The organism is Saccharothrix sp. CB00851 (assembly GCF_001905065.1).
GTDB lineage: Bacteria > Actinomycetota > Actinomycetes > Mycobacteriales > Pseudonocardiaceae > Actinosynnema.
This window is the reverse complement of record NZ_LWLC01000034.1, coordinates 294,821-310,304: the sequence shown is the minus strand read 5'-3', so window position 1 is coordinate 310,304 and position 15,484 is coordinate 294,821. Positions and strand designations below refer to the sequence as shown.

General features: G+C 72.0%; 15 protein-coding genes. 6 read left to right on the top strand and 9 right to left on the bottom strand.

All coding sequences use genetic code 11. The features are described 5' to 3' along the window. Positions 1-80 precede the first annotated feature (80 nt). A complete protein-coding gene (locus A6A25_RS30255) occupies positions 81-1,115 on the bottom strand; it encodes a GlxA family transcriptional regulator (RefSeq protein WP_083668791.1) in 1,035 nt (344 codons plus the stop codon). 53 nt (positions 1,116-1,168) lie between these two features. On the opposite strand from A6A25_RS30255, the gene A6A25_RS30250 reads away from it, so the two are divergent. Further along, on the top strand, positions 1,169-1,546 hold the full coding sequence (locus A6A25_RS30250; protein ID WP_073895963.1) for a cupin domain-containing protein: 378 nt from the start codon (positions 1,169-1,171) through the stop codon (positions 1,544-1,546). Here the strand turns inward: A6A25_RS30250 and glgC are convergent. Further along, entirely contained in the window at positions 1,543-2,757 is a 1,215-nt protein-coding gene (gene glgC / locus A6A25_RS30245) for a glucose-1-phosphate adenylyltransferase (protein WP_073895961.1), read from the bottom strand. The genes A6A25_RS30250 and glgC overlap by 4 nt on opposite strands. Positions 2,758-2,861: 104 nt before the next feature. Here glgC and glgA point away from each other — a divergent pair, with 104 nt between their 5' ends. Continuing rightward, positions 2,862-4,025, top strand: a complete 1,164-nt coding sequence (glgA, locus tag A6A25_RS30240) for a glycogen synthase (protein ID WP_073896191.1) — start codon at positions 2,862-2,864, stop codon at positions 4,023-4,025. Between the two features lie 1,295 nt (positions 4,026-5,320). Here glgA and A6A25_RS30230 read toward each other — a convergent pair. Then, positions 5,321-6,049: an MFS transporter gene (locus A6A25_RS30230; RefSeq protein ID WP_073895957.1), complete on the bottom strand. Its 729-nt coding sequence runs from the start codon at positions 6,047-6,049 to the stop codon at positions 5,321-5,323. Between the two features lie 56 nt (positions 6,050-6,105). On the opposite strand from A6A25_RS30230, the gene A6A25_RS30225 reads away from it, so the two are divergent. Beyond that, positions 6,106-6,984 (top strand): LysR family transcriptional regulator, encoded by an 879-nt coding sequence (locus A6A25_RS30225; protein WP_073895955.1) that lies wholly within the window; start codon positions 6,106-6,108, stop codon positions 6,982-6,984. A gap of 825 nt (positions 6,985-7,809) precedes the next feature. Here the strand turns inward: A6A25_RS30225 and A6A25_RS30220 are convergent. Then, positions 7,810-9,276, bottom strand: coding sequence for a leucyl aminopeptidase (locus tag A6A25_RS30220; protein WP_083668789.1), 1,467 nt, complete (start codon positions 9,274-9,276; stop codon positions 7,810-7,812). A 181-nt stretch (positions 9,277-9,457) separates the two neighbouring features. Next, on the bottom strand, positions 9,458-9,625 hold the full coding sequence (locus A6A25_RS30215; RefSeq protein ID WP_012783412.1) for a DUF3117 domain-containing protein: 168 nt from the start codon (positions 9,623-9,625) through the stop codon (positions 9,458-9,460). Between the two features lie 262 nt (positions 9,626-9,887). Here A6A25_RS30215 and A6A25_RS30210 point away from each other — a divergent pair, with 262 nt between their 5' ends. Continuing rightward, positions 9,888-10,667 (top strand): PaaX family transcriptional regulator, encoded by a 780-nt coding sequence (locus tag A6A25_RS30210; RefSeq protein WP_073895953.1) that lies wholly within the window; start codon positions 9,888-9,890, stop codon positions 10,665-10,667. Positions 10,668-10,681: 14 nt separating this feature from the next. After that, positions 10,682-11,461 carry an enoyl-CoA hydratase-related protein gene (locus A6A25_RS30205; RefSeq protein WP_073895951.1) on the top strand — a complete coding sequence of 260 codons (780 nt, stop codon included), beginning with the start codon at positions 10,682-10,684 and terminating at the stop codon, positions 11,459-11,461. 23 nt (positions 11,462-11,484) lie between these two features. Here A6A25_RS30205 and A6A25_RS30200 read toward each other — a convergent pair whose 3' ends face one another. From A6A25_RS30200 to A6A25_RS30185, 4 genes are all read right to left on the bottom strand, one after another. After that, positions 11,485-12,033: a DNA-3-methyladenine glycosylase I gene (locus tag A6A25_RS30200; protein ID WP_073895949.1), complete on the bottom strand. Its 549-nt coding sequence runs from the start codon at positions 12,031-12,033 to the stop codon at positions 11,485-11,487. A 799-nt stretch (positions 12,034-12,832) separates the two neighbouring features. Then, positions 12,833-13,189: a DivIVA domain-containing protein gene (locus tag A6A25_RS30195; protein ID WP_073895947.1), complete on the bottom strand. Its 357-nt coding sequence runs from the start codon at positions 13,187-13,189 to the stop codon at positions 12,833-12,835. 27 nt (positions 13,190-13,216) lie between these two features. Next, the gene (locus A6A25_RS30190) at positions 13,217-13,894 is read right to left on the bottom strand and encodes a permease prefix domain 1-containing protein (RefSeq protein WP_083668788.1); all 678 of its coding nucleotides are present in this window, start codon (positions 13,892-13,894) and stop codon (positions 13,217-13,219) included. Further along, complete coding sequence (locus A6A25_RS30185) at positions 13,876-14,214, bottom strand: PadR family transcriptional regulator (protein WP_073895945.1); 339 nt, start codon at positions 14,212-14,214, stop codon at positions 13,876-13,878. Before A6A25_RS30185 ends, A6A25_RS30190 begins: the two co-directional genes overlap by 19 nt. A gap of 88 nt (positions 14,215-14,302) precedes the next feature. Between A6A25_RS30185 and A6A25_RS30180 the strand changes: the two genes are divergently transcribed. After that, positions 14,303-15,475 carry a cytochrome ubiquinol oxidase subunit I gene (locus A6A25_RS30180; RefSeq protein WP_073895943.1) on the top strand — a complete coding sequence of 391 codons (1,173 nt, stop codon included), beginning with the start codon at positions 14,303-14,305 and terminating at the stop codon, positions 15,473-15,475. The last annotated feature ends 9 nt before the right edge of the window (positions 15,476-15,484 follow it).

Genomic DNA, 15,484 nt, shown 5'->3' with positions numbered 1-15,484 from the left:
CGATCACTTCCCGGGCGCCAGTGCCCGGCATCGCATCCCGGCGTCGCTTCGCAGGCGTCCCCGCCAGGGGACCCCTGCTTTTATCCTGCCGGCTCGGTCCGACGATTCGCGGTGCTCGGCGGCGAGCTGTGGATAACTGGCGAAGGGCTGCCCCGACCAGGGCCGAAGCGGTCGCGGTAGGCGCTCGGGGTCAGGCCGGTGCGGCGGTGGAAGTGGGTTCTCAGGTTCGACGGCGAGCCCAGGCCGCTCCGGCGCGCCACGATGTCCAGGCGTGACTCGCCTCGCTCGATGAGGCTTCGCGCGAGATCCACCCGTTCGGCGGTCAGCCAGGCGAGGGGCGTGGTTCCCAGTTCCGCTTGGAACCGGCGGTGCAGGGTCGCCTGGCTCACGGCGGCACGGCCCGCCATCGCGGCCACCGTCAGAGGCTCGTCCAATCGCGCTCGCGCCCAGGTCAGGACCTCGGCCAGAGAGTCGTCCGGCACCTCGGGCACGGGCCGGACCACGAACTGCCGTTGGCCGCCGTCGCGGTGGGCCGCGAACACCAGCCGCCGGGACACCGCGTTGGCCACCTCGGTGCCGTGGTCCTCCCGGATCAGGTGCAGCCCCAGGTCCAGCGCCGCCGCGCTCCCGGCCGCCGTGTAGACCTGCCCGTCCCGCGTGTACAGCACGTCCGGCACCAACTCCACCTGCGGGAACATCTCCCGGAACAGTCCCGCCCACTGCCAGTGCGTGGTGGCGCGCCGACCGTCCAACAGCCCCGCGTGCGCCAACGTGAACGCCCCCGTGCAGAAGCTCACCAGCCGGGCGCCCCGGTCGTGCGCCCGGCGAACCGCCGCCAGCAACGGCTCCGGCGGTCGGATCCAGCTGTCCGGCCGGTTGGACACGATCACCGTGTCCGCGTGCTCCACCTCCCCCAGAGAGGGGACACCCGTGAGGGTGAAAAAGCCGTGGTTCATCCGCACCGGCCCGAGCGCGCTCAACGTGAACGAGTACCACGGGCGCCCACCCAGCTCGGGCCGGCGCAGACCGAACAGCTCCGTCCCCACCCCCATCTCGAACGGGTTCGAACCGGAGTCGACGATCATCACCACGCGGTGCGAGGATCCTGGCGCCATGTGCGATTCCTAGCACTCACGCCCCCGCGACCGCGCGGCGCAGCATCGACGTCATGGATCCGATCAACCTGGCCGAGGCACTGGCGGGCTTCGAGGCCCTGTGGAGCCCACGCGTCGTCACCACGGTCAACGACTACGACATCCGCGTCGCCAAGGTCCGCGGCGAGCACCTCTGGCACGTCCACGACGACACCGACGAGTTCTTCCTCGTCCTCGAAGGCGAACTCGACATCGCCCTGGACGACCGCACGGTGCACCTGAGGCCGCACGACGTGTTCGTCGTCCCGAAGGGCGCACGCCACAAGCCGTCGTCGAGCACCGGCGCGCGCATCCTGATGATCGAGCCCACCGGAACGTCGACCGTCGGGGACCCCCACGAGGAGATCCCCGACCACGTCGACGCGACCACCGGCCACCCGCTGGTGACCTAGAGCGCCGTGACGCCCTTCCCCAGCACCGTCACCCCGCCGGACGAGACGGTGTAGCGCTGCCGGTCCGTGGCCGGGTCCACCCCGATCAACGCCCCGTCGGGCACCACCACGTTCTTGTCCAGGATCGCCCGCCGCACCACCGCGCCGCGCCCGATCCGCACGCCCGGCAGCAGCACGCTGCCCTGCACCACCGACCCGGACTCCACGACCACGTCCGAGCTGATCACCGACCCGTGGATGGTGCCGGAGATGATCGACCCCGGCCCCACCATCGAGTCCTCGGCGCTGCCGCCGGCGATGAACTTCGCGGGCGGCAGCGGCGGGGTCGCCGTGCGGATCGGCCACGCCTGGTTGTAGAGGTTGAACACCGGGCGCACCGACACCAGGTCCATGTGCGCCTCGTAGTAGGCGTCGATGGTCCCCACGTCACGCCAGTAACCGCGGTCCCGCTCGGTCTCGCCCGGCACCTTGTTGTCGGCGAAGTCGTAGACGTGCGCCTGACCCTGGTCGACGAGCATCGGGATGATGTCGCCGCCCATGTCGTGGTCGGAGTCGGGGTTCGCCGCGTCCGACCGCAACGCGTCGATCAGCGCCTCGGTGGTGAACACGTAGTTGCCCATCGACGCGAACGTGACCTCCGGGTCGTCCGGCACGTGCGGCGGGTCCGACGGCTTCTCCAGGAACCGCGTGATCAGCCCGGACGCGTCGGAGTCGATGCAGCCGAACGCCTTGGCCTCCGCCCGCGGCACCCGGATGCCCGCCACCGTGACGCCCGCGCCGGTCGCCACGTGCTGCTCCACCATCTGCCCCGGGTCCATCCGGTAGACGTGGTCCGCACCGAAGATGATCACGTGCTCGGGTTTCTCGTCGTTGACGAGGTTCAGGGACTGGAAGATGGCGTCGGCGCTGCCGGTGTACCAGCGCGGCCCGAGCCGCTGCTGCGCGGGCACCGGCGTGACGTACTGCCCGAGCACATTGGACAGCCGCCAGGTCGTGGAGATGTGCCGGTCCAGGGAATGGGATTTGTACTGGGTGAGCACGCAGAGCTTGACGAAACCCGCGTTCACCAGGTTGGACAGGACGAAGTCCACCAGCCGGTAGTTACCGCCGAAGGGCACCGCCGGCTTTGCCCGGTCGGCGGTCAACGGCCACAACCGTTTGCCTTCGCCACCGGCGAGGACAATTCCTAGAACGTGCGGTTGCCCTTTCACAGCAACGACCCTAACCGGGTGACCACCGGCCCACCAACGGCGAAGCGACCCGGACTCCGCTCGTTCACCCGGCCGCACCCGGCTACCGGGTTACGGTGAGCGTCGTGCGAATTGGACTGCTCACACGGGAGTACCCGCCGGAGGTCTACGGCGGCGCTGGGGTGCACGTCGGCTTCCTGGTGCCGAGGCTGCGCGAACTGGTGGACGTGGACGTGCACGCCTTCGGCGGGCCGCGCGCGGACGCCAGGGCGCACAACCCCGCGCACGGCCTGGAACAGGCGAACGCCGCGCTGGCCACGTTGTCAGTCGACCTGGAGATGGCGGCCGCGCTGGGCGGGGTGCAGCTCGCGCACTCGCACACCTGGTACGCCAACATGGCAGGTCACCTGGCGAAACTGCTGCACGGCATCCCGCACGTGGTGACCGCGCACTCGCTGGAGCCGCGCCGGCCGTGGAAGGCCGAGCAGCTGGGCGGCGGCTACCGGGTGTCGTCGTGGGTGGAGCGGACGGCGTACGAGGCGGCGGACGCGGTGATCGCGGTCAGCGAGGGCATGCGGGCCGACGTGCTGGACTGCTACCCGGCGTTGGACCCGGCGCGGGTGCACGTGGTGCGCAACGGCATCGACACCACCGCCTACCACCCGGTCTCCGAGACCGACGCGCTGATCCGGCACGGGATCGACCCGGCGCGGCCGATCGTGACGTTCGTCGGGCGGATCACGCGGCAGAAGGGCGTCGGGCACCTGGTCGCCGCCGCGCACCGGATCTCGGCGGACGCGCAGGTCGTGCTGTGCGCGGGTGCGCCGGACACGCCGGAGATCGCCGAGGAGACGCGCCTGGCGGTGGCGGAGCTGGCGGCGTCGCGGCCGGGGGTGTTCTGGATCCAGCAGATGCTCCAGCCGGCCGAGGTGCGGCAGATCCTGAGCCACTCCACGGTGTTCGTGTGCCCTTCGGTCTACGAGCCGCTGGGGATCGTGAACCTGGAGGCGATGGCGTGCGGCACGGCGGTGGTGGCGTCGGACGTCGGCGGCATCCCGGAGGTCGTGGACCACGGGCGGACCGGGCTGCTGGTGCACTACGACGAGAAGGACGTCGACGCGTACCGGGTGGCGTTGGCCGACGCGGTGAACGAGGTGCTCGGGGACCCGGCGCGGGCGGCGGCGTTCGGTGAGGCCGGGCGGGTGCGGGCGGTCGAGGAGTTCTCGTGGGCGACGGTGGCCGAGCAGACCGTGTCGGTCTACGAGGCGGCGTTGAGCAGCGTGAAGTGATCATTCGACCGCAGACTGTGACGCCCGTCACCAGATCGTGATGCAACGGTATGGGGTGCCGACCGCCTTTAACCAGTAGGGGCAACTACTGGGGGCGGTATGCGGTGGCTTGTGCTCCTGCTCGCGCTGGTGGCCGGTGGGTGTGCCACGCCCGCGTTCAGCGCGGAGCAGGTCAGGTTGACCATCAAGGGAGAGGCGGTGCTGGACGCGCCCGGCCTGCAGGCGCGGGCCGAGGCCGAGTTGAGCTACACGCTGTCGTTCGGGTACGTGGCCCGGACCGGCCGTGACGCGGTGAGCTGCTGGTTCGCCCGCACCGGCGAGGAGTTCGAGGTGGACACGCGGCTGTGGTGCGGTCCCGTGCAGGTGCCGGGCACAGCCGCGGCCACCGACTGGGTGCCGGTGCCGATGAAGAAGGTCGAGAGCACCGCGTCCGGGATCCGGCTGGAGGTGCAGCCGCCACAGGTGCCCGCGCAGGGCGCCCGCAGCACACCGGTGGGGAAGCTGGTGCGCACCGACGGCCGGGTGACCGACGCGGACCAAGGCGTCGGTCAGGCGGGGCCGGATTTCCTGGCCGTGCTGCCCGATGACGGCCAGATGCTCGACGCGGCGTCCGCGATGGTGCGCGACGACCAGCTCGAGGTGCAGGTGACGGGCTACTCGTCGCCGTCGGTGTGGCCGACGGCGGACGGTGACCTGCGGGCCGAGCACGGGGTCGCGCTGCGGGTGCTGCGGGTCCGGGTGACGCGGCACGGCGAGGTGGACTCGGCGTTCGCGCAGACACCGTGGCGCGGCTGGCTGCCGCAGCCGCCGGAGCTGTCGCTGGACGTGCCCGGGCGGCGGCACCGATTACCCGCCGAACGGCTGCCGGACAACGGGTCGGCGCTGATCGTCTACACCGTGCCGGTCGCGGGCGGGCCGGAGTCGCTGGTGCTCGACACGGTGGGGGCGAAGTCGCTGCAACAGCGGGTCGAGGTGCCGTCCGGGCAGGTGGTCGGGGAGGCGCCGGTGGTGCTGCGTCGTCTTCCGGGGCCGGAGAAGATCTCGGTGGCGACGCCCGTGACGGTGGGGCCGTCGGCCGGGACGCTGGAGGTCGTGCGGGCGCGGCTGGGGCGGCAGCGGCCGGTGGCGGCGGCGGACGGGCAGTACGAGCTGGCGACGGCCGGCGCCGGAAAGGCGTTGGTGGAGTTGCGGTTGGTGGGCCACGGCCTGCCGAGCGTGGTCGGTGCCGGCCAGACCGCGCCGCTGGTGACGTTGACCGTGCCGGGCGGGCAGGCGGCGCCGCAGGTGGGTGCACGTCACGGCGGTGACGCGTTCCCGGTGGCGGTCGTGTTCGAGGTGCCGGAGGACGTGCGCTCGGCGACGGTGTCGGTCGCGCCGGGGACGGTGACGTTGCCGCAGTTGGGTGAGGCCGCGGTGGCGGGTGGCGCGGGGGTCGAGGTGCCGCTGGACTTCTGAGCGTTCTGGGTCTTCTGTGCCCTCTGCTGTGCCCTCTGCGCGACCACGACGGCCACCGCGGCGAGTGTCAGCCAGGCAATGATCAACACGATCAGGCCCGGCCAGCCGTAGGCCTGGTAGGCGGCGCTGCCCGCGGTGCCGCCGGTGCTGCTGCCCACGTAGAACGCGAACAGGTAGACGCCCGACGCTTGGCCGCGGGCGTGTTCGGGGGCGCGTGCGCCGACCCAGCCGCTCGCCACCGCGTGGGCGGCGAAGAAACCGCCGGTGAACAGGGTGAGGCCGACGGCGATAGCGGCGACGTGGCCGGGGAGGCTGATCACCGCGCCCGCGGCGGCCAGGGCCAGGCCCGCGAGGGCGATGCGGGCGCGGCCGTGGCGGTCGGCGAGGGCGGCCATGGGGATGATCGCGAGGGCGAGCGCGCCGGTGGCGGCGCTGATGGCGAGGGATGCTTCGGCCGGGGTGAGGCCGAACTCGGCCGCGATGTCGGGCAGGACCGACTGCGGCGCGTAGAGCAGCGCGAACGTGGCCAGGCCGGTGGCGGCGACGGACGTGGTGAGGCGGCTTGGCACGTCTTCGACGCTAATCCATGCGTCCAATGCACCAGTTTGCCAGAATCCATGCGGTGATGGATGAATTGGTCGCGAAACTGGCGGTCCTGCGCGCCTTGGCCGCCGACGAGCACATCACCCACGCCGCCGAGGTCGCAGGCGTCCCGCAACCGACGGTGAGCCGCTGGCTGGCCTCACTGAGCGCATCGCTCGGCGCACCGGTGGCCATACGATCGGGTCGCCGAATCCGCCTGACCAGGGCAGGCCGCCTACTCTGCGAAGCCGCCGACCGCGCCCTGACCGCCCTGGAAGCCGGCCACCGCGCCGCCGCCGAAGAAGTGTCACCCGAACGTGGCCAGGTCGCGCTCGGCTTCCTGCACCTGCTGGGCAGGTCCCTGGTCCCGGTCCTGGTCAGCACGTTCCGCGAACATCACCCGTCCGTGCGCTTCCGCCTGGTCCAGAACTCCCGCCAGGACATCCTCACCGACCTGTCCGACGGCGTCGTCGACCTGGCCCTCGTCTCACCGCCACCGACCGATCGCGCGTTCACCCACGCCGTCATCCGCGAGGAGGAACTGATCCTCGTCGTCCCCCCGGGCCACCACCTGGCCGGCCGCGCGTCGGTCGAGGTCGCCGAGCTGGCGGGCGAGGAGTTCGTCGGCCTGGAACCGGGCTACGGCCTGCGCCAGATCACCGACGACCTCTGCGCCGAAGCCGGCTTCACCCCCACCCTGGCCTTCGAGGGCCAAGAAACCGAAACCGTCCGCGGCCTGGTCGCCGCCGGCCTGGGCGTCGCCCTCCTGCCACACGCCGACTCACCCTCGGGCCTGCCGGAAATCCCCCTCACCCCACGCGCGTCCCGCGAGATCGCCCTCGCCTGGCCGACCAACACCCCACTCACCCCAGCCGTCCAAGCCTTCCGCGACCACGCACTCTCCCTCCCACCCTCCTCCTGACCCACCCACACCGACCCCCGCCCGCCACGCCCCTTCCCCACACCCATGCCCAGCCCGCCGCCGGACCTTCCCCACCCCCGCCCGCCAGACCGGCCAGCGGACCTCCCCGCACCCACACGCAACACCCGACGCCGGACCTCCGCCGCACCTACGCGCCTGGCCCGCCCCGCCGGGCCTCGCCCAAACCCGCACACCGAACCCACCGCCGGACCTTCTCCACACCCGCACACCGAACCCACCGCCGGACCTTCTCCACACCCGCACACCGAACCCGCCGCCGAACCTTCTCCACACCCGCACACCACGCCCGCCGCCGGGTCTCGCCCACAGTCACACCACACCGGCCGCTGGGCCTCCCGCACCCACACGCCCAGGGTCGCCGCCAGGTCGTTCACACCTGCGCGCCCGCCCCGCCGGGTCTCCCTGCACCCCGCGCGCCAGGCCGGTCGCCAGGTCCGCCTGCGGCCGCTCTGCACGTGGGTGCAACTCCCCCGGCCTCCCCACCTCCGCTGCGGTCCCGCCGCCGGGTCCCGCCGCCGGAGCCCACGCTGCGGCCCTGCGCCGGAGCCCGTCGCGGGTCCCGCCCTCCTGGCGCCGTCGCTCAGGCCTGCCGCTGGCGCCGTCGCCCGGGGCCCGTCGCCCGGGGCCCGTCGGTGGGTGCCCGTCGGTGGGTGCCCGTCGGTGGGCCGGTCGCTGGGGCTCGTCGCGGGTCACCGCCGTGGCCGTTGTGGTGGGGTCGTTGGGTGGTGGGGTCGTTGGGGGGTTGCGGTTCCTCGATTCAACCGAGGGACGGTAACGGTGTTTCCGTACATTTTCGGGCCATGATCACCCGATCGTGTTCGGCTGGGTGTAGGTCTCGGCCAGTTCGATCAGGGTTCGGGCGGCGAAGCCGGTGGCTCCGGCGACCACCTCGTCGTAGACCTTGTCGGCGCGGGCGGGGCCGGCGATGTCCAGGTGGGCCCACGGGACGTCGCCGGTGAACTCCTTCAAGAACAGCGCGGCGGTGATGCCGCCGGGGCCCGGTGGGCACTGGCGGACGTCGGCGATGTCGCTGCGGACGTCCTCCGCCAACTCCTCCAGCAGCGGCATGCGCCACCACGACTCGCCGACCCTCGCGCCCGAGTCGGCGACGCGGCCTGCCAGGTCGTCGTCGGTGGCGAACAGGCCCCCGGTGCGCACGCCCAGCGTGACCTTCATCGCGCCGGTCAGCGTCGCGACGTCCACCAGGACGTCCGGCCGCAGGTTGCGCACGGCGTAGGAGAGGGCGTCGGCGAGGACCAGCCTGCCTTCCGCGTCCGTGTTCGTGACCTCGGTCGTCGTGCCCCCGTAGTGGGTGATCACGTCACCCGGTCGGTAGGCCGAGCCGGACACGTGGTTCTCGGCGGTCGGCACCAGGCCGGTCACCCGGACGGGCAGGCTCTGCTGCGCGATCCCCACCAGGGCCGCGATGACCGCCGCACCGCCGGACATGTCCGTGCGCATCAGGTGCATGCCGTCGGCCGGTTTGATCGAGATGCCGCCGGTGTCGAACGTGATGCCCTTGCCGACCAGGACCAGGTGCGGCAGCCCCGAGTCGGTGCCGGGCCACGTCAGCTCGATGAACCTCGGCGGCCGCGACGATCCGCCACCGACCGCCAGCACGCCGCCGAACCCCTGCTCGGCCAGCCACTTCTCGTCACGGACGTCGACCCGCAGACCGGGCACGGCCCGGGCCGCCTTGACCGCCGCCGCGGCCAGCCACGACGGATCCTTCACATTTGACGGCGTGTTCGCCAGGTCGCGCCCCAGCGACGTCGCCGCGGCGAGCGTGTTCGCCTTGCGCACGGCCTCCGCCAACCCGGCACCCGCCGACCCGGCACCTGCGGCGACCAGGCGCAACGACTTCACCCGCTTCGGCGGCTCCTCGCCGCTGACCTTGAACCGGTACCCGCCGACCGCCGCGCCCAGCGTGAACGCCGCCACGGCCGCCGCCGTCACGTCCTCCGGCAGCCGCACGTCGAACGTCGTCCCGCCCGCCTTCTCGGCGTCCGCGTGCAACGCCCGCACCAGCGACGCACCGGCCTTGCGCCAGTCACCCGGCTCACCGTCGCCGACGCCGACGACCCACGCCCGCCCCTGCCTGGACGTCGCACCGGCCTTGCCGCTCACGTCGTCCAGGTCGACCACGCCCTCACCGCCGGGCCCCAGCCGCACCGGGTCGCCGGTGAACGCGACGAGCACCGCGGGCACACCTCGCCGGAGGGTGTCGGCCACCTCGACGGTGACCAGCGGGGTGGGCAGGGGTGCTCGCACGGGGGACCTCCGGATCGGGCCGTCAGGCAGGGGCTGGTGAGCCAAGCCGCAGGTGAGCGGCCTGGTCGGGGCACGTTGTCAGGGCACGTCCCGCGCTCGCGTCACGGGGCGCGGCACGACGTAGCGATGCCCCGGTTCCACAGTGGAAACCGGGGCGTCGACGCTTTCTCGGTCCGGCTGGTCAGCCGGCGGCTGCCTTGAGGGCGTCGCCCAGGGCGTTGGCCTCATCCGCCGACATCTCGACGACGAGGCGCCCACCACCCTCGAGCGGAACGCGCATCACGATGCCGCGCCCCTCCTTGGTCACCTCGAGGGGACCGTCGCCGGTCCGGGGCTTCATGGCCGCCATCGCGTGCTCCCTCCGTCAACATCTTCCCCGTCCGACCAGGGCCGGATACTCCGCCCATTCTCCCCTATGCGGACTCGGCAGCGAAACCGAACCGATCTTTCCGGCCGCCCGGTGACCATTTGGCGATCTTCACCAAGTCGCAGATCAGCGCCAGGATCGCCGTGCCCCAACGACTTCCGGTCCGGCCGCCGACCGTCACCTGGTCGTGACCGATCTCGGCTCTGTGGCGTGTCGCGGGGTCGCCCTGACAGACTCGGCTCTCGTGCGAGCCCGTTCCGCGCTCTTCGACGTCTACGGCGGCCACCTCCGCGAGCGGGGTGGCGCGGCGACGATCGCCGCGCTCGTCCGGTTGCTGGAGCCGCTGGACTTCGCCGCGCCCGCCGTGCGCACGGCCGTGTCGCGCACCGTGCGGCAGGGCTGGCTGGAACCTGTCCGCCTACCGGACGGTCCCGGCTACGCGATGACACCTCGCGCGGAACGCCGGCTGGACGAGGCGGCGGCCCGCATCTACCGCACCCGGCCGTCCACCTGGGACGGTCGGTGGCACGTGGTGGTGCTGGAGGAGCTGCCCGCGCGTGAGGCGCGCGACCGGCTCGCCTCCTCGCTGCAACTGCTCGGCTACGGCGCGCTGGGGCCCGTGACGTGGATCGCGCCGCGCTCGTCGCCGGAGCTGGCGGACGTGCTGGCGGGCGAGGGCGTGCGGGCGAGCACGTTCCTCGGCGAGCACGAGGGCGACCCGGCGGAGCTGGCGGGCCGGGCGTGGGACCTGGGCACGCTGGGGCGGGACTACGCGCGGTTCGTGGCGGAGTGGGAGCCGGTGATGTCCGCTGTGGACGGTACGTCGCCGCCGTCGGCGTTCGCGGCTTCGCAGCGGTTCCTGCACGCGTGGCGCAAGTTCCTGTTCCGCGACCCCGGCCTGCCGCGTGAGCTGCTGCCCGCCGACTGGCCGGGCGCGGAGGCGGCCGAGTTCTTCGACCGGCACACCAACCGCCTCGCGCCCGCGGTGGCCAAGTTCGTCGACGACTGCCTCGCACACCACTAACCGGAGGTCACCCCGTGTCCGAACTCCTCATCGACGACGCTGACGGTGTTCGCACCTTCACGCTCAACCGGCCCGAGTCGTTCAACTCGTTCACGGTGGCGTTGAAGGAGCGGTTCCTGGAGGCCGTGGTCGAGACCGCGGCGGACGACGCGGTGCGGGCGGTGGTCGTCACCGGGGCGGGGAGGGCGTTCTGCGCCGGTCAGGACCTCAAGGAGCACGTCGCGCTGCTGGAGGCGGGCGACCCGGCGCCGTTGCACACGGTGGAGCGGCACTACAACCCGTTGATCAAGGCGATCGTGGGCATGCCGAAGCCGGTGATCGCGGCGGTGAACGGGATGGCGGCGGGCGCGGGGGCGTCGCTGGCGTTCGCGAGCGACCTGCGGGTGGCGGGTGCCGGGGCGAAGTTCCTGATGGCGTTCGCGAACGTGGGGTTGACCGCGGACTCGGGCGCGTCGTGGACGTTGCCGCGGTTGATCGGGCACGGTCGGGCGATGGAGATGATGCTGCTCGCGCAGCCGGTGGGTGCGGAGGAGGCGTTGCGGATCGGCCTGGTGGGGCAGGTCGTGCCGGACGGCGAGGTGCTGTCGACGGCGCAGGCGCTGGCCCGCCAGCTGGCGGCCGGGCCGACCACGGCCTACGCCAAGATCAAGGAGGCGATGGCGTTCTCCGGTGAGCTGGCGGCGGCGTTGGAGGTGGAGGCGCGCACGCAGGCGGAGGCGGGTGCGACCGCCGACCACCGCGAGGCCGTGGCCGCTTTCGTGGCGAAGCGGAAGCCGACGTTCACCGGCAAGTAGTGCCTGCTCACGGGTTGTAGCTGCTAGGAGGTGGCGCGGAAGCAGGTCGCGATGTGGTCGTCGACCATGCCGGTGGCCTGCATCAGCGCGTAGCAGGTGGTGGGTCCGAGGAACACGAAGCCGCGGCGCTTGAGCTCCTTGGCCATCGCTTTCGACTCGGGTGTGACGGCGGGCACGTCGGCGATCGTGGCGGGGCGTTCGTGGTGCTCGGGGGCGAACGACCAGAGCAGGTCGTCCAGCGGCACGTCGAGCTCGGCGACGGCGCGGGCGTTGTTGATGGTGGCGTTGATCTTGGCCCGGTTGCGGACGATGCCCGCGTCGGCCATCAGCCGGTCGAAGTCGGCCGGTCCGAACGCGGCCACCAGCTCGGGCTTGAAGCCGGCGAACGCGGCCCGGAAGTTCTCGCGTTTGCGCAGGATGGTGATCCAGGACAGGCCGGACTGGAACGATTCGAGGGCCATCCGCTCGAACATCTCCGCCTCACCACGCAGCTCCACGCCCCACTCGGTGTCGTGGTAGGTGATGTAGTCGGGCGTGCTGTCGCCCCACGGGCAGCGGACGAGGTCGGTCATGCGGGGTGCTCCCGGGCTGTGTCGGATCGCGCCGCCCCGACATCTCCCCGCTCACCCCAGGCCGACCGCTCGCGCCGATCCCCGACGATCACGTTTCGCTTCGTCGGCAACCGGCCACGGGCGGCCGCCGTGACCTGGCGCTGTGGTCGACGTCGGCGCGGTATGGCGCTGCTTCGCAGGGGTCCCCGCCCAGGGGATCCCTGTTTTTGATCCTGCCAGAAGGGACCGACAAGTTCGGCCTGGCCGGCCTCGGCTGTGGATAAGTGCGTGCGCTGTTGGACGGTCAGGCCATGGTGTGGGGGCGTGGTGTGGGGCCATGGTGTGGGGGCGTGGCACGGTGGGCGGTGGAGCGATGGCGGCGGTGGGCAGACGGACCGGTGACGCGGTGGACGGCGGTGGTGCCGGCGGCGGTGGTGCCGGCGGCGGTGGGTGCCGGCGGCGATGGGTGGGCGGCGGCGCCGAATGGGCGGAGGCGCGGGTTCCACGGGCCCCTGGGCAGGGAGTGAGCGGTCCGGACAGGCCCAGGTCCGGGTGCGGGTCCACCGGTGTCGGCCGGGCTCGGTGAGGCCGTCCGGGAGCGGCGCTCAGCCCAGGCGCGGTGCTGGGCCGGGCGCGGTGCTGGGCCGGGCTCCGTACTGGCGGGCGCGGATGGGTGGGCGGCCCGTCAACCAGGGGCGTCGGCGTGCTGGTCGCGGTCAGGGCAGGTCCTGGTGCGGGTGGTGCGCCGGTTCCGGAGTGCTTGGGTTGAGCGCCGGGCGAGTCCCGGGGTGTGGCAGCGCGACGGTGGCGTCGGCGCAGGTCACGCTGGGTCGTGTTCGGGTTCCCGGTCGGGTGAGGGCTGGGGGTTGGCGGTCGGCTGGTCGACGCCCTGTTCGGCCTCCAGTTCGGCCACTCGGGCGCGCAGCCGGTCGACCTCGTCGGCCAGGCGGTCGAGGGCCCAGTCGACCTCGGTCATCTTGTAGCCGCGCAGGACCTGCTGGAACTTCAGGTCACGCACGTCGTCCGGGGTCACGTCGTCGGACGGGAGGCGGGTCGGCGACGCGCCCGGCGGCAGCGGCGCCAGTTCCTCGCCCCGCCCGAACACCAGCGCGGCCAGCAGGAAGACCACGGCCGCGACGAGCGCCATGACGACGATGTAGATGAGCGCTGAGGTCACCTGACGATCGTGACACATGCCCGCCGGTCAAACCGACGAGAACGCCACACAGCGCCGGGCGAGGACGGCGAGTCGCAGCGCGATGACGAGCGAGACCGCGGTCGCGCCGGCCACCGGTGGCGACATGAGCAGCCTCGCCGCGTCCAGGTAGGCGGTGGCGGCGAGGATCGCGATGTTGCCGAGCAGGGACACGCCGACGGCCACGACGGCGACGACACCGGCGAGCCGGGCCAGGGTCACCGTGCTGATCGTCGTGCGGGCCAGGCGCCGTCCGATGAGCAGCGCGAGGACCGCCGCGCCGGCCACGAACCACGCCGAGTTGTCGTTGAGGCGGGCGATGGTAAGGTACCAGTCGGGCGGTGGGGCGTCGAAGTCGTTCCAGGCGCCGATCCAGAACTTGCGGTTGAGCTCCCACATCACGTACGCCAGCGGCACGACCAGCATCACCGACCGCAGCGTGCGGGCACCGTAGGCGAGGCCGAGGAGCCCCTGGTACTCGCGTGCGATGGCGGCCACCGGGCCGAACTCGGCGACGGCGCGGCGTTGCGCGGCCTCCTCGCCGAGTCCCCGGTCGCGGTGCGCGGCGGCGGCGTCGTGGAGGCTGTCCCTGGCTTCGGCGAGCAGGTCGTCCTTGACCGGGTCGGGTCCACGCAGCCGCCGGTCCAGGTCGGTCACGTAGTCGTCGATCACGCCTGCGCCGGCCACGGCCCACCTCCGAGCACGCCCTCGATCGCGGTGGTGAACTCGCGCCACGCGGTGCGTTCGGCGGCCAACGCGCGCTTACCGGCCTTGGTGAGCTGGTAGGTGCGGCGCTGCCTGCCGCCGACGGTGCTCCACTCGCTGGCGACGAGGCCCGCGGTCTCCAGCCGGCGCAGGGCCGGGTAGACGGTGCCGGTGGGCAGGTCGAGGGCACCGCCGCTGCGCCGCTGCAACGCCTCGATGATGGCGTAGCCGTGCAGCCGGCCGCCGTCGAGCGTGGCCAGCAGGAGCGCGTCGAGATGGCCCCGCAACGCGTCGGACTTCATGAGTAGCCACTCTACTGATCAGGACAAGGGCCGGAATCCGGGACATCCCTGATGTTAGGTTGTCTACCTACATATAACGTGCCTACTCATGGATGCTCTCGGACTGGCCCGGCTCCAGTTCGCCACCACGACGTCGTTCCACTTCCTGTTCGTGCTGCTGACGCTCGGACTGGTGACGTCGGTGGCGGTGATGCAGACCAGGGCCACGCTGTCCACTGACCCCGTGCACGCCCGGATGACGCGCTTCTGGGGTCGGCTCTACGTGGTGAACTACGCGCTCGGCATCGCGACCGGCATCGTCATGGAGTTCCAGTTCGGACTGAACTGGTCTGGCCTGTCGACGTTCGCGGGCGACGTGTTCGGCGCGCCGCTGGCGCTGGAGACGCTGGTCGCGTTCTTCCTCGAGTCGACGTTCCTCGGGTTGTGGATCTTCGGCTGGGACCGGTTGAACAAGTGGGTCCACCTGGCGCTGATCTGGCTGGTGACGCTGACCGCGTTCGCGTCCGCGTTCTGGATCATGATGGCGAACGCGTTCCTGCAGAACCCGGCCGGGCACGAGCTGCGCGACGGCGTGCTGCGGATGGTCGATTTCTCGGCACTGGTGACCAACCCGACGTTCGGCACGGCGTTCCTGCACGTGTGCTTCGCGTCGTTGACCGTCGGCGGGGTGTTCCTGACCGGCGTGAGCGCCTACCACTTCATCCGGCGCACGGCGGAGGTCGACTTCTTCCGCCGGTCGCTGCGGCTGGGCGTGGTGCTGACCGCGCTGGCCACGCCGATGTTGATCGGGTTCGGGTTCGGGCAGTTCCCGATCGTGCAGCGGTACCAGCCGGACAAGCTCGACACGGTCGGCGCGCTCGACGGGGCGGGCCTCGGGTTCATGATCCAGATCGGGTTCGTGCTGCTGCTGGTGAGCTGGGTGACCGTGCCGCTGCTGTTCCGCGACTGGGTGGTGCGGCTGCGGTTCCCGCTCTACCTGATGGTGGTCGGCATCCCGCTGCCGTTCGTCGCGGCGATCGGCGGGTGGCTGTTCCGCGAGATCGGTCGGCAGCCGTGGCTGGTCCAGGGCGTGCTGACCACGCAGGACGCGATGTCGCACGTCAGCCGCGATCAGGTGCTCGTGTCGTTCATCGCGTTCACGGGCGTGTTCGCGGTGCTGACGGTCGCCGACTGGGTGCTGATCGCCCGGCTGGCGCGGCGTGGGCCGGCTTCGTCCGAATCCGACGAGGCGCCGGTGTCGCCACTTGTTCCGGTGCTGTGAGGGGTGTGT